This window comes from Mastigocladopsis repens PCC 10914, assembly GCF_000315565.1.
Classification (GTDB): Bacteria; Cyanobacteriota; Cyanobacteriia; order Cyanobacteriales; family Nostocaceae; genus Mastigocladopsis; species Mastigocladopsis repens.
Genome location: NZ_JH992901.1, coordinates 2,477,475 through 2,500,119, shown reverse-complemented (window position 1 = coordinate 2,500,119; position 22,645 = coordinate 2,477,475). Strand labels below are relative to the sequence as shown.

The 22,645-nt window shown below is 45.7% G+C and carries 15 protein-coding genes, 1 tRNA gene and 3 rRNA genes; 8 read left to right on the top strand and 11 right to left on the bottom strand.

Features of this window, described 5'->3' with window-relative positions:
- Nucleotides 1–1,338 (top strand): ATP-dependent protease ATP-binding subunit ClpX, encoded by a 1,338-nt coding sequence (gene clpX / locus MAS10914_RS0113275; RefSeq protein WP_026082535.1) that lies wholly within the window; start codon nucleotides 1–3, stop codon nucleotides 1,336–1,338.
- A 120-nt stretch (nucleotides 1,339–1,458) separates the two neighbouring features.
- Entirely contained in the window at nucleotides 1,459–2,361 is a 903-nt protein-coding gene (locus MAS10914_RS0113270) for an alpha/beta fold hydrolase (RefSeq protein WP_017316425.1), read from the top strand.
- A 338-nt stretch (nucleotides 2,362–2,699) separates the two neighbouring features.
- On the opposite strand, the gene MAS10914_RS0113265 is transcribed toward MAS10914_RS0113270, so the two are convergent.
- Nucleotides 2,700–3,686 carry a GntR family transcriptional regulator gene (locus tag MAS10914_RS0113265; RefSeq protein ID WP_017316424.1) on the bottom strand — a complete coding sequence of 329 codons (987 nt, stop codon included), beginning with the start codon at nucleotides 3,684–3,686 and terminating at the stop codon, nucleotides 2,700–2,702.
- A gap of 200 nt (nucleotides 3,687–3,886) precedes the next feature.
- Between MAS10914_RS0113265 and MAS10914_RS0113260 the strand changes: the two genes are divergently transcribed.
- Nucleotides 3,887–4,627 (top strand): dienelactone hydrolase family protein, encoded by a 741-nt coding sequence (locus MAS10914_RS0113260; RefSeq protein ID WP_017316423.1) that lies wholly within the window; start codon nucleotides 3,887–3,889, stop codon nucleotides 4,625–4,627.
- Nucleotides 4,628–4,819: 192 nt separating this feature from the next.
- Nucleotides 4,820–5,719, top strand: coding sequence for a S1 RNA-binding domain-containing protein (locus MAS10914_RS0113255; RefSeq protein WP_017316422.1), 900 nt, complete (start codon nucleotides 4,820–4,822; stop codon nucleotides 5,717–5,719).
- A 148-nt stretch (nucleotides 5,720–5,867) separates the two neighbouring features.
- Here the strand turns inward: MAS10914_RS0113255 and MAS10914_RS0113250 are convergent, their stop codons facing one another.
- The gene (locus tag MAS10914_RS0113250) at nucleotides 5,868–8,054 is read right to left on the bottom strand and encodes a DEAD/DEAH box helicase (RefSeq protein ID WP_017316421.1); all 2,187 of its coding nucleotides are present in this window, start codon (nucleotides 8,052–8,054) and stop codon (nucleotides 5,868–5,870) included.
- Between the two features lie 288 nt (nucleotides 8,055–8,342).
- Nucleotides 8,343–8,540: a PIN domain-containing protein gene (locus MAS10914_RS35535; protein ID WP_017316420.1), complete on the bottom strand. Its 198-nt coding sequence runs from the start codon at nucleotides 8,538–8,540 to the stop codon at nucleotides 8,343–8,345.
- 175 nt (nucleotides 8,541–8,715) lie between these two features.
- Here MAS10914_RS35535 and MAS10914_RS0113240 point away from each other — a divergent pair, with 175 nt between their 5' ends.
- Nucleotides 8,716–9,411: an Eco47II family restriction endonuclease gene (locus MAS10914_RS0113240; RefSeq protein ID WP_017316419.1), complete on the top strand. Its 696-nt coding sequence runs from the start codon at nucleotides 8,716–8,718 to the stop codon at nucleotides 9,409–9,411.
- A 9-nt stretch (nucleotides 9,412–9,420) separates the two neighbouring features.
- Here the strand turns inward: MAS10914_RS0113240 and MAS10914_RS0113235 are convergent, their stop codons facing one another.
- A complete protein-coding gene (locus MAS10914_RS0113235) occupies nucleotides 9,421–10,461 on the bottom strand; it encodes a DNA cytosine methyltransferase (protein WP_017316418.1) in 1,041 nt (346 codons plus the stop codon).
- 113 nt (nucleotides 10,462–10,574) lie between these two features.
- Between MAS10914_RS0113235 and MAS10914_RS0113230 the strand changes: the two genes are divergently transcribed.
- Nucleotides 10,575–10,793 carry a hypothetical protein gene (locus tag MAS10914_RS0113230; RefSeq protein ID WP_017316417.1) on the top strand — a complete coding sequence of 73 codons (219 nt, stop codon included), beginning with the start codon at nucleotides 10,575–10,577 and terminating at the stop codon, nucleotides 10,791–10,793.
- 79 nt (nucleotides 10,794–10,872) lie between these two features.
- Here MAS10914_RS0113230 and MAS10914_RS0113225 read toward each other — a convergent pair.
- Together MAS10914_RS0113225 and MAS10914_RS0113220 are read right to left on the bottom strand one after the other, a co-directional pair.
- Nucleotides 10,873–10,957: transfer RNA gene (locus MAS10914_RS0113225), tRNA-Ser, on the bottom strand.
- 73 nt (nucleotides 10,958–11,030) lie between these two features.
- Nucleotides 11,031–11,960 (bottom strand): TIGR04168 family protein, encoded by a 930-nt coding sequence (locus tag MAS10914_RS0113220; protein ID WP_017316416.1) that lies wholly within the window; start codon nucleotides 11,958–11,960, stop codon nucleotides 11,031–11,033.
- 154 nt (nucleotides 11,961–12,114) lie between these two features.
- Here MAS10914_RS0113220 and nadA point away from each other — a divergent pair, with 154 nt between their 5' ends.
- Nucleotides 12,115–13,089 (top strand): quinolinate synthase NadA, encoded by a 975-nt coding sequence (gene nadA, locus MAS10914_RS0113215; RefSeq protein WP_017316415.1) that lies wholly within the window; start codon nucleotides 12,115–12,117, stop codon nucleotides 13,087–13,089.
- Between the two features lie 132 nt (nucleotides 13,090–13,221).
- Here nadA and MAS10914_RS0113210 read toward each other — a convergent pair whose 3' ends face one another.
- The 4 genes from MAS10914_RS0113210 to MAS10914_RS0113195 all read right to left on the bottom strand — a co-directional run bounded on the left by MAS10914_RS0113210 (nucleotide 13,222) and on the right by MAS10914_RS0113195 (nucleotide 19,312).
- Complete coding sequence (locus MAS10914_RS0113210) at nucleotides 13,222–14,121, bottom strand: hypothetical protein (RefSeq protein WP_017316414.1); 900 nt, start codon at nucleotides 14,119–14,121, stop codon at nucleotides 13,222–13,224.
- A gap of 249 nt (nucleotides 14,122–14,370) precedes the next feature.
- Nucleotides 14,371–14,488: ribosomal RNA gene (gene rrf, locus MAS10914_RS0113205) — 5S ribosomal RNA — on the bottom strand.
- 116 nt (nucleotides 14,489–14,604) lie between these two features.
- A 23S ribosomal RNA gene (locus MAS10914_RS0113200) occupies nucleotides 14,605–17,425 on the bottom strand.
- A gap of 397 nt (nucleotides 17,426–17,822) precedes the next feature.
- Nucleotides 17,823–19,312: ribosomal RNA gene (locus MAS10914_RS0113195) — 16S ribosomal RNA — on the bottom strand.
- Together the 16S, 23S and 5S rRNA genes form the textbook arrangement of a ribosomal RNA operon.
- Before the next feature lie 355 nt (nucleotides 19,313–19,667).
- Between MAS10914_RS0113195 and MAS10914_RS34195 the strand changes: the two genes are divergently transcribed.
- Nucleotides 19,668–19,829, top strand: a complete 162-nt coding sequence (locus MAS10914_RS34195) for a hypothetical protein (protein ID WP_156818148.1) — start codon at nucleotides 19,668–19,670, stop codon at nucleotides 19,827–19,829.
- Between the two features lie 467 nt (nucleotides 19,830–20,296).
- Here the strand turns inward: MAS10914_RS34195 and MAS10914_RS0113185 are convergent, their stop codons facing one another.
- Complete coding sequence (locus MAS10914_RS0113185; protein WP_017316412.1) at nucleotides 20,297–22,612, bottom strand: NB-ARC domain-containing protein; 2,316 nt, start codon at nucleotides 22,610–22,612, stop codon at nucleotides 20,297–20,299.
- Nucleotides 22,613–22,645: the final 33 nt, after the last annotated feature.

The window sequence follows — 22,645 nt, the reverse complement described above, 5'->3', positions numbered from 1 at the left end:
ATGTCTAAGTACGACTCCCATTTAAAATGTTCGTTTTGTGGAAAGTCTCAGGAGCAGGTGCGTAAACTAATCGCCGGACCGGGAGTCTACATCTGCGATGAATGCGTTGATTTGTGTAATGAAATTCTGGATGAGGAGTTACTCGACACAAACGGGACAGCATCGTCGCAACCAGCACCCAGGTCAGAACCACCCCAGAAACGTCGTCGCTCCTCTAATCTCTCGTTGAATCAAATACCAAAGCCACGAGAGATTAAAAAGTACCTAGATGAACACGTCATCGGTCAAGACGAAGCCAAAAAAGTGCTGTCAGTTGCAGTTTACAACCACTACAAACGGCTATCACTGGTTCAGTCTAAAGGGAGTGGCAAAGGTTTGGATGATGCAGTAGAACTGCAAAAGTCTAATATTCTGCTCATTGGTCCCACAGGCTGCGGTAAGACTCTACTAGCACAGACTTTGGCAAAAATTCTCGATGTCCCTTTTGCCGTGGCTGATGCCACCACGCTCACAGAAGCAGGGTACGTGGGAGAAGATGTGGAAAATATCTTGCTGCGACTGTTACAAGTTGCAGAGTTGGATGTAGAAGAAGCGCAGCGGGGAATCATCTACATCGATGAAATCGATAAGATTGCTCGCAAAAGCGAGAACCCCTCAATTACCCGAGATGTGTCTGGCGAAGGCGTACAGCAAGCTTTGCTGAAAATGTTAGAGGGGACAGTCGCCAACGTGCCTCCTCAAGGAGGACGCAAGCACCCATATCAAGACTGCATCCAGATTGATACGAGCAATATCCTGTTCATCTGCGGCGGTGCCTTTGTCGGTTTAGAGAAAGTAGTAGAGCACAGAACTGGCAAAAAGTCAATAGGGTTTGTCCAACCAGGAGAGGGGCAATCAAAGGATAAGCGCACAGCAGATACTCTGCGCTATCTAGAACCGGATGACCTAGTGAAATTTGGCATGATTCCAGAATTTATTGGGCGTGTGCCAATGGTAGCAGTGGTAGATCCGCTGGATGAAGAAGCGCTGATGGCGATTTTGACTCAACCGCGCAGTGCCTTGGTCAAGCAGTACCAAAAGCTGCTGAAGATGGATAACGTCCAGATAGACTTTAAACCAGAGGCTCTGCGAGCTATTGCACAAGAAGCCTACCGCCGCAAAACCGGGGCGAGAGCGCTACGAGGAATTGTGGAAGAACTGATGCTGGATGTGATGTACGAGTTGCCTTCGCGTAAAGATGTGACTCGTTGCACAGTCACCAGGGAAATGGTAGAGAAGCGTTCTACCGCCGAACTCCTGATGCATCCATCCACACTACCTAAACCAGAATCAGCGTAATTGTCATAAGCTACGGCACGCCGCCCTTTGGGCGTCTACGTCATTCATCCTTTGTCATTTGTCGAGACAAAAGGACAAAGGACAAACGACAAAGGATCAGGGACAAAGGACAAAGGACAAATGCCCTACATAAAGGTTCGTGGTGTTGAACATTACTACGAGTGGATAAAAAAGCCATCAGATACTGAGGAAAAGCCTGTGATGGTTTTTATCCACGGTTGGGCTGGTTCTGGTCGTTACTGGCAACGTACTGCTCATGCTTTATCAGAACAATTTGATTGCTTAATCTATGATTTGCGGGGATTTGGGCGTTCCCGTGGGCGACCAACCGTAGCCAAAGCGAGTGAATCTGTCGTTGAGTCTGTTGAGTCCCACTCCCCGCAGGCAGAATTAGAAGCAATCCGAGAGTTAACCTATGAGCTAGAGGAATACGCCGACGACTTGGTAACTCTCTTAGATGAGTTAGATATTCAACGCGTGTACATCAATGCTCATTCTATGGGCGCGTCCATTGCTACTTTGTTTCTCAACCGCTACCCCCAACGAGTGGAAAGAGCGGTTTTGACTTGTAGCGGTATTTTTGAGTATGACGAAAAAGCATTCACAGCTTTTCATAAATTCGGTGGGTACGTTGTCAAATTTCGTCCCAAGTGGCTGGAGAAAATACCCTTTATTGACCGGATGTTTATGGCGCGATTTCTCTATCGCTCCATAGCCCGCGCAGAACGTCAGGCTTTCTTGCAGGATTTTCTCATAGCAGACTATGACGCAGCTTTGGGTACAATTTTTACATCTGTTAGTAAAGCCGCATCCGAGTTGATGCCGCAGGAATTTGCTAAACTGACTGTGCCTACGCTGCTAGTGGCGGGTGAGTATGACAAAATTATTCCAGCCCAGATGGGTCGTCAGGCAGCTGCATTGAACGATAAAGTTGAGTTTTGCTTGATTCCCGACACGGCTCATTTTCCAATGTTGGAAGATGCAGCTACTTACCTCATACGGGTGCGGCAATTTTTGCAATAGTTTTCGTTGTTAATTGTAGAGATAGGCCATGGCGCGTCTCTACATTAGTCATTAGAACTCTTGCATGCAGTTCATCTTTTTGAGATTAAACCACAGATGTAGGCGTAAGCCGTGCCGTAAGCTACACAGATAAACACAGATAAATATTCAGTGTTTATCTATTTAGCCTCCAGGAAGGCTTTCAGCTATCTCGAGTAGCTCTAGCACGTCTACGCCGTTAGTGCAGCTCCTCCGTAGAAGGGACAAAGACGCTACGCGAACACAACGCACGATGAAAGTAAACTTTCAAGACAGGTCTAGTCTAAACAAGTAGTACTCTCCATTTCCTCTGGGCGACATTACCCCAAACCCAACTCTCGTTTGAGCAAGTTAATCGAGTTGGCATCAATATATTTTTCGCCACACATTAGCTTAGGTGGACGAATAATGTCATCCATAGTCAGTTGCACCGCAGCTTGTACCGCAGAAAAACTCACTTGGTCGGTGCTAAAAATCACCTGAGCTCGCTTGGCGATCGCCTGAAGTTTGTACGTATCTTTTGGTTGTGAGGTCATCACGAGTATTTCATCCCCCCGTTGACCATGGAGGATAACTTCTGCTGCTCGGGCAAAGCCAGAGCTGAGGCTAACTACGCCAAGACAGCTGTCCTTTGGTAGGTTTTTAAACTGGTTTAACTCTTTGGCGTAGTCTTGTATGTCGAGGGGAATGACGCGCACGGCTTTGGGTGCTGCGATCGCTTCCACGACCCCAATAAAATACCTATTTGTGACGACTGTAGCTGAGGAAGTTTGATCTAGCACAGCAGCTAATTGTTCCATCGCTACCAACTGTACTGGTATTTTGAGGGCTTCTTCCAATTCATACAACATCAATTCTCCTACACCGATGTCTTGAGCCGGAGCCGCCACTAGCACTCGCGCACTACAACGTAAGCGCCAATCAATTTCCGCTAAAAATAGCTCACGAGCTTGATTAAGGGAGCAACCTTGAGAAAGTAGTTCGTCAAGTGCCTGCTGAACCACTTTGTATGCTTGAGGATATTGTTTGAGAATTGGTGATTGCAGCCTACTCCCACCCTCATGACCTTGGGCGCGAACATAAATCCCTGACCCAGCAAGGCTTTCTACCAGTCCGTCGTCTTCCAACTGACGGTAAACTTTGCTAATGGTATTGCGATGCAACCCTGTCTGCATTGCCAGCGCTCGTGTAGAAGGCAATTTGTAACCCGGCGGATATTGTCGAGAGGCGATCGCATATCGGATTTGATTTAACAGCTGGGTTGATGCGGGAATTTCACTGTCTGGCTGAATACGGAACTGAATCATTACCAAACCTCCTGCCTGATAGTTGCTGCATATGACCAGCTGCGAATGCTAACTGTCAAATATTTTACTTATATATTGAATTTCTCTTTTGAAAAATTCTGGTGTGGTTGTTACTTGTAGTTGATAATTTGATTGAAGATAGTCTAGAGCTATTGGCATAGCTATATCCATATAGTCACACAGTACTGGTAAAAACTATTATGGCAGAGCGAGCAATACATACCACAACAGTTAAACTTTCGCAAGATGATGTGCAAATTGGTGCATACCTAGCGCAGCCGTCTGAAGAAGGTTCTTACCCAGGAATTGTGGTACTGCAAGAGATTTTTGGAGTCAACTTCCATATCCGGGATGTGACAGAACGTATTGCCCGCGAAGGTTATTTAGCAATTGCGCCTGCACTCTTCCAAAGAGTTGCCCCTGGATTTGAAACCGGCTACACCCCGGAAGATATAGAAGTGGGTAAAAAATACGCATGGGAGCAAACAAAGGCTTCAGAATTATTGAGCGACATTCAACAATCGATTAACTATCTAAAAACTTTACCAAATGTGAAGCAAGATGGCTGCGGTTGCATCGGCTTTTGTTTTGGTGGTCATGTCGCCTATCTTGCTGCCACCCTGGCAGATATCAAAGCCACTGCTTCCTTCTACGGCGCGGCGATTCCTACCGGTACGCCAGGAGGTGGTCATCCCACCATTATTCGCACCCCCGACATTCAAGGCACTCTCTATGCCTTTTTTGGTATGGAAGACGCGAGCATTCCAGTGGAACATATAGACCAGATTGAGCGAGAGTTAGAAAAATACAACATTCCTCATCGTGTGTTTCGCTACGATGGAGCTGACCACGGATTTTTCTGCGACCAACGCGCCAGCTATAATTCTATAGCCGCAGATGATGCTTGGGAGCAGGTAAAACAACTGTTTGGACAACTATAACTATCCGATTGATTTGCGTTCTGGTTGCATTAAGGTCTTCCCTAGTCCTTAGTCATGAGTCATGAGTCATTACAAACAACTAATGACTCATGACAGTCTTAAAGAGCAATCATCGTCACTCGAATAGTGTTGTTTGGCGTTAAGTAAAACTCCAGTGGCATCAGCTAGAATAGCAATTTATCTTTAAGAGTCATGGATTCCGAAGCGAAATTTTCTCAAAAAGCCGATTCGTCTTTTACAATGGACGACTTTGCCAAAGCACTGGAAAAACACGATTACCAGTTTCAAAAGGGACAGGTGGTACACGGCAGGGTATTCCAACTTGACCCGGATGGGGCTTATGTCGATATTGCTGGCAAGTCGTCGGCGTTTGTCCCTCGCGATGAGGCTTCTTTGAGAGCAGTAACCGATTTGTCGGAGGTGCTGCCATTAAATGAGGAATTAGAGTTCGTAATCATCAGAGATCAGGATGCAGAAGGTCAAGTCACCCTTTCGCGACGGCAACTAGAAATTAATCACGTTTGGGAGCGCCTAGCGCAAATGCAGGAGAATTCTCAAACAACGCAAGTGCGGGTCTTAAATGTCAATAAAGGTGGTGTAACTGTCAATGTTCTGGGTTTGCGAGGATTTATTCCGCGATCGCACTTGGTTGAACGAGATAATTTAGAAGCACTCAAGGGTCAATCTCTGGCTGCTGGCTTTCTGGAAGTTAACCGCAGCAACAATAAACTTATTCTTTCGCAGCGCATAGCAACTCGTTCTGCTAGCTTTAGTAAGTTGGAAGTTGGTCAGCTGGTGTTCGGGAAAGTGACTGGTTTCAAACCCTTTGGCGTATTTGTAGATTTAGATGGTACAAGCGCTTTACTCCATATTAAGCAGGTGAGCCAGAAATTTATTGAAAATCTAGAAAAAGTGTTTCAAGTCGGTCAGGTGATTAAAGCTTTAATTATAGACTTGGATGAAGGCAAAGGTCGGGTCGCTCTTTCCACCAGAGTTCTGGAAAATTTCCCAGGCGAGATGCTAGAAAATATGGACGAAGTCATGGCATCAGCCGAGGCGCGTGCAGAACGAGCAAGGAAGAAGTCGGAATAAGTTGGTTGTTAGTTGTTGGTTGTTCTAGTTCTACTAACCAGTAACTACATAACAATGCTTTATCCTAAAAACTTTTGTGTAAGTCTCACGCAAAGACGCAAAAATATTCTCTACGCCTTTGCATCTTTGTGTGAGATTAATCAAACAGTTAAACTGCTTCCCCATCACCAATATCGCGTTTTGGTGGGCGCTTGTAGGTAAACGTGAAAGAGTCACCACTCGTAATGACTTGCCGCATCTCATCATACATTGGATAATTGCCGACACCACTCAGACTTGCCCAACCCCGCGCCCGGGTTAAAGCGACAAACAATTGGTTGCGACAATTCACATCACTTTCATTGCGAGCGACATTATCAAAGCCAACCACATAGACCATATCGGCTTCATGTCCCTTGGCACGATTGATACGAGAAACCGTGACTCCCCCATCGTGCCAGAATTTGTCTGGGTCATGGTTGGGCCATTGGGGAACTAAATCATTTAACTTCAAAGCAGTGGGAACATAAACATCAATATCCTGATCCATCAAGAAACCAGCGACTTCAGTTTCCAACTCTATCGCCTCGGAAGTAGAGCCTAAAACTACCACTAAAATATCGCGGCTGGGATTGAGACCATCATGGACAATGTTATGCATAATATTCTCAGCCAAAGCTGTCAATTCTTCCTGGCGAGAACCATAAGTTTGAAATTCTAATACAGGTGTCCCCCAAATTTCTGGAATCGGATTGGGTGAATATAGCGGTGGTCGATGGACAGTTATTGGTTTACCGAGACGCCGAAAGTCTCCCTTGACTTCGTAACCAATTCTGTTCCAATCATCTTTGTTTGTGATACCTGCAAGCATTCCCTCAGTGCGTAGTAAACCCATACCAATGGCGTGAGCCGCTGTGAGAATTGGTCCAGGTGTGCGGTAACAACGGCGCATCACCTCAGAACGTTTGATACCGCCTGGATATTGTGGTTGCTTGCTCAAAAGATTGCTCAAATTCTCGCCAAATACCTCTTTCGCTTTTGGCACTGCTATACTATCAAGACTTTGTGCTTCATCGTATGCCCAAATTAAGCGCCGTTCCTCTGGTTTTTCCTCATTCACAGGTCGCAACGCTTGATAAGCTAACCAGTAGATTGCCTGCTTATCCTCATATTTCAAATTATCTTCAGTGACTAAATCTTGACCTTCATCAATCAAGATGGCGTCGAACATAGGTTCAATCTTTATCTCTTCCTGTAGCCGTTTACATAAGTCTGCCAAACCTCGGTTAGGTTGTCTTTCTTTTGTATCTCCAACCGTCCCGCGTCTTTTACCGTGGTTGTCGCAGATCGTGCTGTACAAACCTGGATTGTCTTTTGCTCCCCACGCATGAAGCACTCGCAGTTTGAGATTTGTCCTTGGGTCATACAGCAACTCACCACCACTGAAGCGGCGTATCCATTGATCCAGCAACCCAATCATCAAATCGTAGAGCGATCGCGTGAAAAACACCAAGGCAATATCCCAGTCTGGATGCTTGAGGTGCATATGAGCAGCTTTTTGACACAGCAGTACTGTCTTACCTGAACCTGCGATACCGCGAATTCGCTGAGGTCCTGGGGGAATTTCTTTTCCTATGTGTTCTTGCTGTAAATCTATTTCATATAGCCTTTGCCGCAAACTGTCCATGATACTGGCGCGGGTTTTGCCTGTGGTGGAGATTGTAGCGCGAGGAGCTTTGCGAAGTACAGGTGTCCCGCCAATCACTGACAATAACAATTCCCAATCTTTATCTTCCAGGCTTTCTCCTGAAATTGCAGGAGGGATTTGTTGAATACGTTCCGTGCAACCCATCTTGCCCAACTGCTCTTGGAAAATCAAAGGAGGAGAGTTGGGTAATTGGTCAAAGCCTTTTTGTTGCCATTGTTCTTGAGTAATGAGAGGTAATGCAACCATAGCTCGTCCGGTAACTCTGCGCCAGATAGCTCTTTCGCGATCGCTATATGCAATCAATGCTCGTAGTTGGTGTTCGGCTCGCCCGTCAGGGTTAGCTTCTGCGGTGTGATAGTTTTGCAACTGCCAAATACCATCATTAATAGTCACGATTTGGTCAATCGTGACTGGCAGTACTTCAATAACCACTAAACCAAATTCTCTATCAGTGATGAGGATATCAGGTTCCTTACGAATCTCTCCCACTTTCGAGAAAATCGGATAGCGCCAGTATCCGATACAATTTCTATCAGAAAAAGCACTCTTAACAGCATCCCAAACTTTTTGCTCACCCGCTTCGCTGCTAACTTTTAACGGTTCAGTAGTGATAAATTTGCTACTTTGTTCTTCGTTACCACGATCCATTCAGTACCTGCCTGTACTAGTTAAATTTATGACACAAAGGCATTTTGAGTAATACTGCCAAGCTAGCATTGCCCATGTGATAGTTACCAGTGCAGATACACGGAACTACTTAGTTGGGTGAGTTCAGCAGATATGCGGTGTTAGTTAAACAAAAGTTGTGATAATTTTGCTGATTAAGTTTTAGATAATGAGGGTAAGTTAGCGCTGTTCCACCTCTAAATACTTGGCAAAGGTGGAACCTCGAAATCATTGAACAAGCAAACATCCTAAGACGTAGCCCCTAAAGCCCTAGCCAGATGCTGGTCTAGAGTCAGTAAGGGTAGCACCAACCTGCTGTGAAAGGGGAACATAAGAAGCATCATAGGCGCAAATATAAACCAAGGCGATCGCAACAGCATCTGCCATCAAGTCAGCCATTGAGACAACATGCAACAGGAAAACTTTAAGACTAGCTAAATCTGCCTGAACTTCAGCAGCAGCGTACATCCTTGCACGGACATATTTCCAGAAAGGTTAGCACACTCAATGTACAACAGGTCTGGTACAAATATTTCAGTCTGTAGATTGTCAAGATGCTCAAACAGTGTATTAACCTTGGGGGTTAGATATAACTAAGGATTGGTTAGTATATAGAATTGTTAGGATTACTTAATTATTGAGCATGAGTTATCTTTCCTATATAGCCGATGATGACCTTAAATCTGCCGTCAAAATAGTTGTTGACTGTATTCTTGAAACTCAACAAAAAGCTGAAGAAGCAATGCATAAAAATGTTATAGATCCGTTTTCAGCTATTTTTGATGGTGCTGTGCAAGGTTTTGACTTAGATGATTGGCTCAAAAAGGAAAGAGCTAGACAAAGTCAAAAAACTGTACAAAATCAAATAGGTTATTTTCACCAGAATATTTTAGGTAGTATTCCTGGCTGGAGAGTACTTCCTCAAGGATTCGATATCTGTAACGATACAAGGCAAATTTTTGCCGAAATTAAAAATAAATATAACACGGTTAAAGGAAGCGATAAATTTGGAATATACGATTATTTATCAAGCCGCTTAAACGAACCAGATTATCAAGGTTTTACAGCATACTATGTAGAAATTATTCCTAGTAGGAGACAACCTTACGATAGAGCTTTTACTCCTTCAGATAGGACTACTGCTACAAAAAGACCTTTAAATGAAAAAATCAGACAGATCAGCGGTCAAGCATTTTACAACCTGGCAACTGGTGTGCCAGGAGCATTAAGTATGCTTTTTAATGTATTACCAGACGTGATCGGTGAAGTTTCCGGACTTGATAGACTCAGTGAACAACAGCAAGCAAGCTATAGAACCATATTTGATAGAGCTTACTGAGGTAATAAATCAATGGGATGCACTTGCTAGCATGTTAACTATAGCTCTTCCTAGGTGATAAGCAAAATTTACAGGAACTGCATTACCAATTTGTTTATATTTGGAGCCTACACCACCCATAAATTGCCAATCATCGGGAAAAGTTTGAATTCGGGCATACTCCCTTACTGTAAAAGGTCTAGTTTCTTCTGGATGACAGCGTTCCGTTTGTTTTTGTGAGGGAGAAGTAGTCAGAGTTAGACTTGGCTCATCCCAAGAAATTCTACGTGCCATGCCAGTACGTCCACCTGTAAGATAGTAGCTTTTCATCATGTAGCTTTTTTGAATATCTTCAGGTAAATCTCGCCAGCAGCCGCCTGGTGGGACTAATTCTAAAACTTGAGATCTCTTTGGACTATATTTCATACCTTCAGAAGGTGGAACATCTTTCAAGGCATCTCTCAAAGTCAGAATTTTAGAAGAAGGAGCAGGGTAGTGAAAGCGAATATCTGGACGAGTTCCAACAATGATGACTCTTTCTCGCTTTTGAGGAACGTCATAGTTAACTGCATTTAGTAAACGATACTGGACGTTATAACCAAGAGATTCCAGAACAGATAGAACTGTTTTCAGTGTTTTTCCTTTCTGATGACTTATTAAACCTCTGACATTTTCAGCCAGAAATAGTTTAGGTTGTACCTCTTTAAGACAACGGGCAAATTCATAAAATAAGGTTCCACGAGTATCTTCAAACCCTAAACCTTTACCTGCATAGCTGAAAGCTTGGCAAGGAAAACCTCCAGTTACAACCTCTGCACTCATGCCTGCATAGGAGACTTTAGACACATCAGCATGAATTACATTCCATTCTGGACGGTTATGCTGAAGTGTTGCTACTGCATCTTTGTCAATTTCAATTAGTGCTTTGGCTGCCAGTCCAGCTTTTTCTAAACCAAGTGCCAAACCACCAGCCCCAGCAAATAACTCAATAACGGTTTTTGTAGTTGTGATAGGTTCTTGAACCTTTGGTTCCAGGTAGGGTAGTTCAAACAAATCTAGCTGTTTATACATACTCAGGCAGAGGTTAGCCGTCTATTCATTATTAAATTAGCTAATTAGCCAATTGTCAATACAGCTATCTAGCTAAGGTATACTGAGAAAAACTATTTATCTTAAAAGGGCAAATGGCACAGACACAAAGAAAGCCTGTATATATCCAGCCCGAACACCACAATATTCTAAGACGAATTGCATATGAGCAACGTTGTAACATCTCGGATGTGCTGGATGCGGTATTAGAGCAGGCAGATTGGGAAAAAATTGCTCAGGAGGCAAGTAACAAGCCTGTGGAGAGAGCTAAGGAGCGGGGAGGAAGCTATAAAGTTTCACGGGAGACAACTTAAGCCCCGCTCAATAACTCTTACGCTAGCCAAATGCCCAAGTTCTGCTGTTACGCCCAAGCAACCATCACAAATCATTCAACGGAGAGGGGGAGATTCGAACTCCCGGAACCTTTCGGTTCATCCGATTTCAAGTCGGACGCAATCGACCACTCTGCCACCTCTCCAGTAAAGCTGTCAGCCCTTGGCTGTCAGCAGTCAGCTTATAAAGCCGACCAAATACATAGTATATATCATCCTCTACGCAGGTTGCACTACTGGACTGGGTTGTTGATAAAAAATTTCCTCAGAAGTGACAGTGAAATCCTTTCTAACCCAGACGAGAGACACTTGGGAAACGACACCACCTTCTAGCAGGACAATCGAGAAGTTACGCTGCTTATGGTTGCCATGTTCCACAATCCTGGGTACACTTGCGGCGTTCAAGTAAATTATCCCCTCAGGACTTCTAAAGATGCGCTTTCGCGGTTCTTTCTTTGTGTGTCGCAGACTGTGGTGCATATGACCAAATGTGACGAGGGGAATAGTTTTACCAGCCGTGATGGTCTGAGATATCGCCTCTCCTAAATCCGCGTCGCCAAAGTCGCCGCCTATGGGATGCCAATCTTTACCGCAGGGGTCTTCTGGGCGATCGCCCAACCCAGTGGGACCGTTGTGACCTAGAAAAATTATCGTCTGGTAAGCCGCACTCTTAGCTGCTGACACAATGCGAGCTGTGGACTCTTCAAAACTGGTCACTCCATACCATTTTTGGTAGAAATCAGTATATTTCCACTCTGGTCCACCCCAGCTAAAGGGACGACCTCCAACAACCGTTAAATTCAGATCCGGAAAATCTAGCTTACCGTAACCGACATGGGCTTCGCCCAGTAAATCCAGCTGCTGCTGTACCCAGTCTTCCTTGGTGCGGTCGTAGGGGCATTTCTTACGTCCCCAGTCTGTGGCAGTGTACCAGGCATCGTGGTTTCCCATCACTGCTGCTTTGGGAATGTCGAGGGATGCGATCGCTCTTACCACCTCCACCGACTCATTGCCAAAATCCCCGACAAACAAAACTAAGTCAACACCCAGATGCTTAAGTGCAATGCCATCTTCTTCTTCCCATTGGTCGTGAACATCTCCGACTACAGCAATTTTCAAATGTTTTGAGTTTGTTTTCTGACTGGTCATGCCACTTTCCTTGCCATCTGTTTTTAGCATATGAAAATTACGGGATTTTGACACAACTCCGGGGGGAGAGCATTACCTGCCAAACATTTTTGGTAAAAACTACTATAATTGAATCCACACAACAATAACTTGCAACATTAAGCAACGTCTAACTGTGTTTACGACTGCACTTGCTCAACGAGAAAAAACCGAACAGGGTGATCTACCACTGGATTTATTTGCAGCCATTGAGACTCTTAAAAAAGAACTCAATGCGGTTATCCTGGCACATTACTATCAAGAACCGGATATTCAAGATATCGCAGACTTTATTGGAGATTCGCTACAACTGGCAAAAACAGCAGCTCATACAAATGCAGATGTGATTGTCTTTGCTGGTGTCCACTTCATGGCAGAAACAGCAAAGATTCTCAATCCTGACAAATTGGTTCTTTTACCAGATTTAAATGCTGGTTGTTCTTTAGCCGATAGTTGTCCTCCAGAGGCGTTTGCAGCTTTTAAAGCGTCACACCCAGACCATTTGGTGGTTTCTTACATCAACTGCTCTGCTGACATTAAGGCAATGAGCGATATTATTTGCACTAGTTCCAACGCTGTCAAAATTGTGCAGCAGATACCAAAGGAACAGTCGATTATTTTTGCCCCAGACCGAAATTTGGGGCAGTATGTCATGGAAAAAACTGGGCGAGATTTGGTATTGTGGCAAGGTAGCTGTGTTGTCCATGAAACCTTTTCAGAAAAGAAAATTGTACAGTTAAAAATTGCACACCCAGAAGCAGAGGCGATCGCCCACCCAGAATGTGAAACTAGTGTATTGCGCCACGCGAGTTTTATCGGCTCTACAGCGGCTCTACTCAAATATTGCCAAGAAAGTCCGGCTCAAGAATTTATCGTAGCTACGGAACCAGGAATTATTCACCAAATGCAAAAACTAGCGCCGCACAAACGCTTTATACCTGCACCGCCGCTGAATAACTGCGCTTGCAACGAGTGTCCTTTTATGCGGTTAAATACAGTAGAAAAACTGTATTTGGCAATGAAAAATCGCACACCGGAAATTACTATGTCTGAGGAGATACGGTTGGCAGCTTTGCGTCCAATGCAACGGATGTTGGAGATGAGTGTTTAGTTAGGTTTTTATAAGTTGTAGAGATGCGGGCGATCGCGTCTCTACAGCATTTTGTTGGGTTAGGTTGGAGGAAGAGAAAAGTAATAAAATAATCGATTACCTTCCTTATCGTAAGTATCATTTGACAAAAAACTAAGATTTACTCTTCTGTGCCTCTTTCTGCGCCACCTTGCTGTACTGCTGATACAACTTAGCCCTGAGCTGCGCTTCTTTATAACGACCGTGGCTAAGTGGCACTTTATTCATTAAATCTGAAGCCCTTTGCCAGTTTGCAGCTATTTCTAACCATTGAGTTGAAGTTTTAGCTATTTTACCAGTTGTGGTAGCTTGGTTAGCAATTCTCACCGCTGCTGCAAAGGGATCTTCCTCTGGGATGGAAGCACTTTGGGTAGGAGTAAAAGTCTGGTCTTGAGGTTTTTCCTGCTTAGTATTTGCTGACCGTGGCGTTTCTGATATAACTGAATTTTTCAGTTTAGTGTTTAAGAACGCATAAATAGCCCAGGTGAGTATCAGCAAAAATAAACATATACTGAGAGAAATTAACATCTGTCCCCGGAAAGAATTATTTTGTTTATTGTTAATAATTCCTATAGGATGAGAAGATAGGGATTTAGGAAAATTTGGCTTTCCTAATTCAGTCTTTCTGCGTTGAAAATATATAGTGATTTGCTGAAAAATGTTAGGTTGTTCTAAGATAATTTCCTGTGACCAAAGCAATTGATTTTCTGGGTTGCGATTAATTTCCTCCAACCACAGCAACTGCTGTTCCCGAACAATACGACTGTTGATATTAACTCGATGAATGTTGCGTGGTGCAATTGACTCGAGAATCTGCTGGATTTGCTTAACTAAAGTAGACTGTTCAAGTTTATCCCCCGTACGAGCCTCACAAAGAAGTTGTAAAACACCATTGTCAAAAATAGCTCTGGTTCTAATTCCAGAAGAGCCTAGTTTTTCATTTAACACCTGAATAATGGCCGCAACACTACCTTGATGAGCTTGCCAAGAGATATCGTTTATCCGCTCTACCATTTGTGAATTAGCGATAGCAGTTTAACCCTGAATTATTAATAGGCAAATTTATTTAGAAAATTTAGATTTTGCCTTGTTTTAAATTTTATGAGTAAAAATATGAAGATGCCAAATTTCACAAAAGTCTGCTTTAGCCACAAGGTCTAGGGCATGGGGTATGTACAGCCTCGCACACTTTGAAAGTCATAGAAAATCACAAAAATAAAGCATCTTTCTCTACTAGAGAAAGATGCTTTATTTTAACTATAAACCTGGCACCGAGCTATTGTAGCAGGCAGCAACCCGCCAACTATCGTCGCCACAGCAGCGTTTCACAACTGAGTTCGGGATGGGGTCAGAGTGGTTCCACTGCGCCATAGGCACCAGGAAAGACAGTGGTCAGTGATCAGTTAACAGTGATCGGGCATCATCTTCAGTGATTCAGTGATAAGTGTTAACTGATTGAAAACCCTGAAGACTGCATAGAACTGAAGCGATAGAAATGAGGTCAAGCCCTCGGTCTATTAGGACGGCTCGGCTGCATACATCACTGCACGTACACCTACCGCCTATCAACAGGTGTTCTACCTGTGACCTTACTGGCTTATGCCATCAGAGCACTCATCTTGAGGTGGGCTTCCCACTTAGATGCTTTCAGCGGTTATCCACTCCGCACTTGGCTACCCAGCGTTTACCGTTGGCACGATAACTGGTACACCAGCGGTGCGTTCCTCCCGGTCCTCTCGTACTAAGGAGGACTCCTCTCAATGCTCTTGCGCCTGCACCGGATATGGACCGAACTGTCTCACGACGTTCTGAACCCAGCTCACGTACCGCTTTAATGGGCGAACAGCCCAACCCTTGGGACGTACTTCCGCCCCAGGTTGCGATGAGCCGACATCGAGGTGCCAAACCTCCCCGTCGATGTGGACTCTTGGGGGAGATCAGCCTGTTATCCCTAGAGTAACTTTTATCCGTTGAGCGACGGCCATTCCACGCTGTGCCGTCGGATCACTAAGACCGTGTTTCCACCCTGCTCGACTTGTTGGTCTTGCAGTCAAGCTCCCTTATTGCCTTTACACTCAACGCACGGTTTCCAAGCGTGCTGAGGGAACCTTTGTGCGCCTCCGTTACCTTTTAGGAGGCGACCGCCCCAGTCAAACTGCCCACCTGAAATTGTCTCCCGACCGGATGACGGTCGTGGGTTAGAATCCTAGCTTCGCCAGAGTGGTATCTCACCGTTGGCTCCACACTCCCCACAAGGAGTGTTTCAATGCCTCCCACCTATCCTGCGCAAGCCAAGCCCGGACCCAATTCCAGGCTACAGTAAAGCTTCATAGGGTCTTTCTGTCCAGGTGCAGGTAGTCCGTATCTTCACAGACATTCCTATTTCGCCGAGTCTCTCTCCGAGACAGTGCCCAGATCGTTACGCCTTTCGTGCGGGTCGGAACTTACCCGACAAGGAATTTCGCTACCTTAGGACCGTTATAGTTACGGCCGCCGTTCACCGGGGCTTCGGTCGTCAGCTTCAGGGTTTCCCCCTGACCAACTTCCTTAACCTTCCGGCACTGGGCAGGCGTCAGCCCCCATACTTCCTCTTACGAGTTGGCGGAGACCTGTGTTTTTGGTAAACAGTCGCCTGGGCCTCTTCACTGCGACCCACTTGCGTGGGTACCCCTTCTTCCGAAGTTACGGGGCCATTTTGCCGAGTTCCTTAGAGAGAGTTATCTCGCGCCCCTTGGTATTCTCTACCCCCCCACCTGTGTCGGTTTGCGGTACGGGTATGAAGTTTTCATCACATCCACAGCTTTTCTTGGCACTATTCTCTCCACGCGACCTCCGTAGAGGTCTCCCAATCCAGTCAGGGTGTGGCCTACCTTCATGCGCACTCTGAATGCTCCCACTTCATAGTCAGGGATTTTTGACCCTGTGTCCATCGACTACGCCTTTCGGCCTCGCCTTAGGTCCCGACTCACCCAGAGTGGACGAACCTGGCTCTGGAACCCTTGGGGTTTCGGGGCATTGGATTCTCACCAATGTTTGCGCTACTCAAGCCGACATTCTCACTTCCGTTTCGTCCACACCTGCTTGCCGCTAGTGCTTCTCTCTACTACGGAACGCTCCCCTACCGATTACAATGTAATCCCACAGCTTCGGTACATCGCTTAGTCCCGTTCATTTTCGGCGCAGGAGCGCTTGACCAGTGAGCTATTACGCACTCTTTCAAGGGTGGCTGCTTCTAGGCAAACCTCCTGGTTGTCTATGCACTCCCACCTCCTTTGCCACTTAGCGATGATTTTGGGACCTTAGCTGGTGGTCTGGGCTGTTTCCCTCTTGACGATGAAGCTTATCCCCCACCGTCTCACTGGTTGTGTGTTCATCTGGTATTCAGAGTTTGTCGAGATTTGGTACAGCTCTCGCCGCCCGCACCTCAACAGTGCTTTACCCCCAGACTGGAATCACAACCGCTGCGCCTCAACACATTTCGGGGAGAACCAGCTAGCTCCGGGTTCGATTGGCATTTCACCCCTAACCACACCTCATCCGCCGATTTTTCAACATCGGTCGGTGCGGACCTCCACTTGGTGTTACCCAAGCTTCATCCTGGACATGGTTAGATCACCCGGGTTCGGGTCTATAATCACTGATGCATCGCCCACTTCAGACTCGCTTTCGCTTTGGCTTCGGCATTCACCTTAACCTACCAGTGCTTATAACTCGCCGGCTCATTCTTCAACAGGCACGCGGTTAGACGTTTAATCGTCCTCCCACTGCTTGTAGGCTAATGGTTTCATGTTCTATTTCACTCCCCTCGTTGGGGTTCTTTTCACCTTTCCCTCGCGGTACTGGTTCACTATCGGTCACACAGTAGTATTTAGCCTTACGAGGTGGTCCTCGCTGATTCACATGGGATTTCCCGTGTCCCATGCTACTCGGGATACAGCTACTATCCTTAAGTTTTCGACTACAGGACTCTCACCTTCTTTGGTGCAGTTTTTCGCTGCTTCGTCTAACCGCTAGATTCGATATCGCTGTCCCACAACCCCAACAAGTTTACTCATTGGTTTAGGCTCTTCCCCTTTCGCTCACCACTACTTGGGGAATCTCTATTGATTTCTTTTCCTCCAGCTACTAAGATGTTTCAATTCGCTGGGTTGGCTCATACCTGTCTATATATTCAACAGGCTGTACTTGGGGTTCCCCCATTCGGACATCTCCGGATCTTACGCTTGCTTCCAGCTCCCCGGAGCTTTTCGTCGGTCACCACGTCCTTCTTCGCCTCTGTGTGCCTAGGTATCCACCATTAGCCCTTATTAGCTTGACCTTTTTTTTCGGCTTAGTTGTTAGTTTTTTCTCAGATGTACACATCTGAGAATTTTCTTCTAACTACCTGCTTCTATCGCTTCTCTATGCAGTTTTCAAGGTTCTTCGCTGGAGCTTCTTCCAGCAGTCTTGCTCTGCTCTACAAGATTGCTGAATAACTTATCCGCTTCCATTCTGGCTTTTTCCCCAGAATTCCCGTTGCATTTCCTACTTTAACAAGTCTGTTCACTTGTGAAGTGATAATCACCAGACTTTTGAGTGAGGAGATCTGCCTTCGATGTCCATCGAACCAATCATAGTTTGAAAGCCCATCTGCTTTCCTCGACCGACCTAGGATGACCAACTCTCAACCTCTTTACTTTTCAGTTTTTGGTCTTTGAGCGGGTAGGTCTCCCTAAAAAGGAGGTGATCCAGCCACACCTTCCGGTACGGCTACCTTGTTACGACTTCACCCCAGTCACCAGTCCTACCTTCGGCGTCCCCCTCTCCGAAAAGTTAGGGTAACGACTTCGGGCGTGACCAGCTTCCATGGTGTGACGGGCGGTGTGTACAAGGCCCGGGAACGAATTCACTGCAGTATGCTGACCTGCAATTACTAGCGATTCCACCTTCACGCAGGCGAGTTGCAGCCTGCGATCTGAACTGAGCCGTGGTTTCTGGGATTTGCTTGCGGTTGCCCGCTTGCTGCCCTTTGTCCACAGCATTGTAGTACGTGTGTAGCCCAGGACGTAAGGGGCATGCTGACTTGACGTCATCCCCACCTTCCTCCGGTTTGTCACCGGCAGTCTCTTTAGAGTGCCCAACTTAATGCTGGCAACTAAAAACGAGGGTTGCGCTCGTTGCGGGACTTAACCCAACATCTCACGACACGAGCTGACGACAGCCATGCACCACCTGTGTTCCGGCTCCCGAAGGCACTCCCCCCTTTCAAGGGGATTCCGGACATGTCAAGCCCTGGTAAGGTTCTTCGCGTTGCATCGAATTAAACCACATACTCCACCGCTTGTGCGGGCCCCCGTCAATTCCTTTGAGTTTCACAGTTGCCTGCGTACTCCCCAGGCGGGGTACTTAACGCGTTAGCTACGACACTGCCCGGGTCGATACGGGCAACGCCTAGTACCCATCGTTTACGGCTAGGACTACTGGGGTATCTAATCCCATTCGCTCCCCTAGCTTTCGTCCCTCAGTGTCAGTTGTGGTCCAGCAGAGCGCTTTCGCCACCGGTGTTCTTCCTGATCTCTACGCATTTCACCGCTACACCAGGAATTCCCTCTGCCCCTACCTCACTCTAGCTATGTAGTTTCCACTGCCTTTATTTGGTTAAGCCAAACTCTTTGACAGCAGACTTTCATTGCCACCTGCGGACGCTTTACGCCCAATCATTCCGGATAACGCTTGCATCCTCCGTATTACCGCGGCTGCTGGCACGGAGTTAGCCGATGCTTATTCCTCAGGTACCGTCAAGATTTCTTCCCTGAGAAAAGAGGTTTACAATCCAAGAACCTTCCTCCCTCACGCGGTATTGCTCCGTCAGGCTTTCGCCCATTGCGGAAAATTCCCCACTGCTGCCTCCCGTAGGAGTCTGGGCCGTGTCTCAGTCCCAGTGTGGCTGATCATCCTCTCAGACCAGCTACTGATCGTCGCCTAGGTGCGCTCTTACCACACCTACTAGCTAATCAGACGCGAGCTCATCTTCAGGCAATTAATCTTTTACCCATCGGCACATCCGGTATTAGCAGTCGTTTCCAACTGTTGTCCCGAACCTGAAGCCAGATTCTCACGCGTTACTCACCCGTCCGCCACTAGGTGCCTAAGCACCCCGTTCGACTTGCATGTGTTAAGCATACCGCCAGCGTTCATCCTGAGCCAGGATCAAACTCTCCGTTTTGTTTTGAACGAGTTTGCCTAGGCTCCCGAAAATTTCTTCCCGGAATCCTATATCATCAGTTTTGTGAAATTATTTTTGTCTTGAGGCTTTCGCCCCTTGACTCCAATTTATTTTCTTGACGAGGACTTCTTGCTTATGGCTTTCAAACTATTGTTTTGTCTTGGTTCGGCGTGTGTTCTTCTCTTCACACTTTATCTAGTCTAGCCTCACCTTTTTTTTCTGTCAAGTGCTGGAACGAAAATATTTTTCTCACCCTTGGTTTGTGGCTAGTGCTTTGCTTTTCGCAATTTTGTGCAACACTGTGTCTATGATAGCTCATGGTTTTTTGCTTGGGTGTGTGTTGCTCCTTTGAGGGTTGCTTCCTATGACACTACAGCTTTATCAACCGCAGGTCTGCCTAGGATTGCAAACCCTGGTGATGGTGAGTGCAGTCGGCGGTGTCGGTTTGCGTCCCGTCGAACTGCCGAACCCGAAGGGTCGTGCGCCTGCGGCATCTAATTCATGGCAGCAGCCGTGATGATATGTTGTAGCCTAGTTTTATCAAAGCCTCGATAACAGCAATTCTAAATTTAAGAATTGACAAGAGGTTGAGCGGTAGGGGTCAAGTTATGGGGAAGATAAATTTTCCAAGCTTTGCTGAAAAAATTAGCGAATGTTATAGAAGTACTTGGATTTGCAGCCCTACTGGGATATTTACAGGCAAGCATCGCCAAAATAAGAAGTTAAGCAAAATTAATTACATAGCTTTGTCCAAATTCTCTGAGTATTTTTTCAAGAGACGCAACAAAAGTTTGCCAGCTATAATAAGCATCTATCTCAATCCACTGATATTTGATAAACCGCCACACAATCTCACTCAAATGACGCAACGCCTCGCCAACGTCCCTATGCGAAAACCCTTACAGAGCGAGGATATATTTACCAACCAAACACTATTCTGAGTTCTGGGTTCTAACAACTGAGTTCTTCTTAATTTTGACTTGTTTAGTTGGTCGGTTCCATGATCGGTGTTATTGTGACCGCAGGAGTCGGTATGGTTTCGACTGTTGATGTTGGTTCTGGAGTCGGAATTGGTGTAAAAGTTGGATCTGGTGCAGGTTCTACGGTTGGTTGATTGAGTTCAAGATTGGGTGTCACCGACGGCGTGACTTCTGGAGTCGGTGCAGTTTCTGATGTTGGTGTTGGGATGACAGTTGTCTCTGGAGTGAGTTGTATAAGTGGGGGTGTAGCTGTTGTCTCTGGTGCTGGTGTAGGTTTTGTTTCTGAATTGTTCTGTTTAGGAACTATTGGTTGTTGGTATTCGATATTTGGTGTTATCGGCGGATTGACTATAGGTGTAACTGCAGGAAGAGGTGACAGCCTCTCAATTAGTGAGGGTGGAGGTTCGATAATTGGTAAGGGTGTGGCAATTGCTTTGGGTGACGGTTTGGGTATAGATGACGGTTTGGCAGTGGTTGTCGGCGCAGTAGTGGATGTTGTTGAAGGTGCAGGTGTGAAACGATGCCAGTTAAACCACGCTAGTAATCCCCCTGAGGCTAAAATTCCAGTGGTAAGCAGCCCTGTTGGCGAAAGCAAAATGTTTGTGTAGAAAGGTTTGCTGGAGGGGGAAGCATTCTCAGATGAGACTATATTCATTCGAGTTACCAGAGGCTGGAATGAGGATGACTCGGAGCTAAAATGCTCTTGTTCTGAGTCTTGCAAATTTTTTCGCTGACTAGTTTGAGTAGGTGAAAAAGATGGAGAATTGTCTAACAGATTAAAATTGTGGCGTGTTACAGCAACTCCCCTCTCATCACCAAGTGATTGCCATAATTGTATTGCTTTGGTAAGGTAATTTTTAGCTGTAGTGTTTTCTTCTAAACAAAGGGCACGAGTTCCTAATTGATGTAATGCCCAAGCTTCGGCAGCTTTATCTCTTTGAGCTTGAGACGCTTGTAATCCCCTTTGCAGCAGTTGCCCCCATAAACCCCATTGTTTACTTAAAGCGACTGTGCTTTCCACTGCTTTTACCAAGCGCAGGACTTCTTTCCAACGGCTCGCTCTAACTGCCACTTCCAAAATTTGGACGATCGCATCAATTTTTGATAACAAAATATTGGGTTGCTGTTGATATCGTTCAATCCAATCTACAAAGTAGGCAATTGCCTTTTCCAAAGGTGCTGTCAACTTCCATTCTGGCGGTAGAACTTCTACTATAGTTTTACTGACTTTATATTGAGATCCATTAAGCTGTACAAGATGACGCCTGTGTAAGGTCTCAAGTGTACTAAAAGCATCAGGAATTTGTGTGATATCCGTGACCTGTTCACTCTCAAGCCCGACACTTCCCATAACAGTTAATAGATCCAGAATAGTTCTTTCTGATATTGACAGCGACGTTACTATTTGTTGGATGAGATACTGAGCAGGATCAGAGGTTGGCAATTGACTGATAACTTCAGCAAGTGTAGACTCGTAAACACCCTCCCGGCGATTTCCCAAAGGGTCAGGGCTTGTCGTCAGACATTGCTCTTTTTGCAGTATGCTTGCAGCTGCTATCTGTAGGTGCATCGGATGCCCTTTCAAGATAGTACATAATGATTTTGCCGCAGGCAGTTCGTCTGTTTTTAGAGAACGGTGCAGTTCCCTTTCTACCAAAGCGAGAGCATCATCTATTGAGAGTCCAGAAAGTGGTAGTGAGCGCCCCTTTTTCTTGCTCCGACTGGTTAACGACGCTATGAGGAAGGTACATTTGAGTGCTGCATTCATCAAATCTTCCAATTCATCTTGGATAAGTCCACCATCATCGAGCACTATCAGCACCTGTTTTTCCTGAATTTGTTGACGGATTTGGTTATGAGTTGGTTTATAGGAAATATCACTTTCATAAAAGGCATCCCATATAGACTGAAGTAAATCGTCTACATTCGGATGGAGAGGAGATAGGCTAATGATGCCGCTAGGGAAAAGAGATTTTACTTGATAGTCGTGCGCCAAGTAACGCAATAAAACTGTTTTTCCCAAACCGACTGGACTGTAAAATTCTATCGATTCTCCAGCTTCAAAAGCGGCAATAGCTTCTTTGACTGATTCTTGTCGATCTAGTAGGGCATTGAAGGGTTGCGGAAGTATCAAAACTGGGGTGGAACGCGATCGCCCAAGCGGCACTGGCGCAGCCAATCGCAAACTAGATTTTTCTTCATTGGTTGCTATATTCGCTATGGCGCCGTAAGTAGAACCAATCTTTATAATCCGATCACCAACTACCAGTTGACCAATCATTTCCTCCTGGGCATTTACTATGGTATCATTTCTAGTCATACTATTTGTCTTCAGTTAGATTTAGGTTACTTT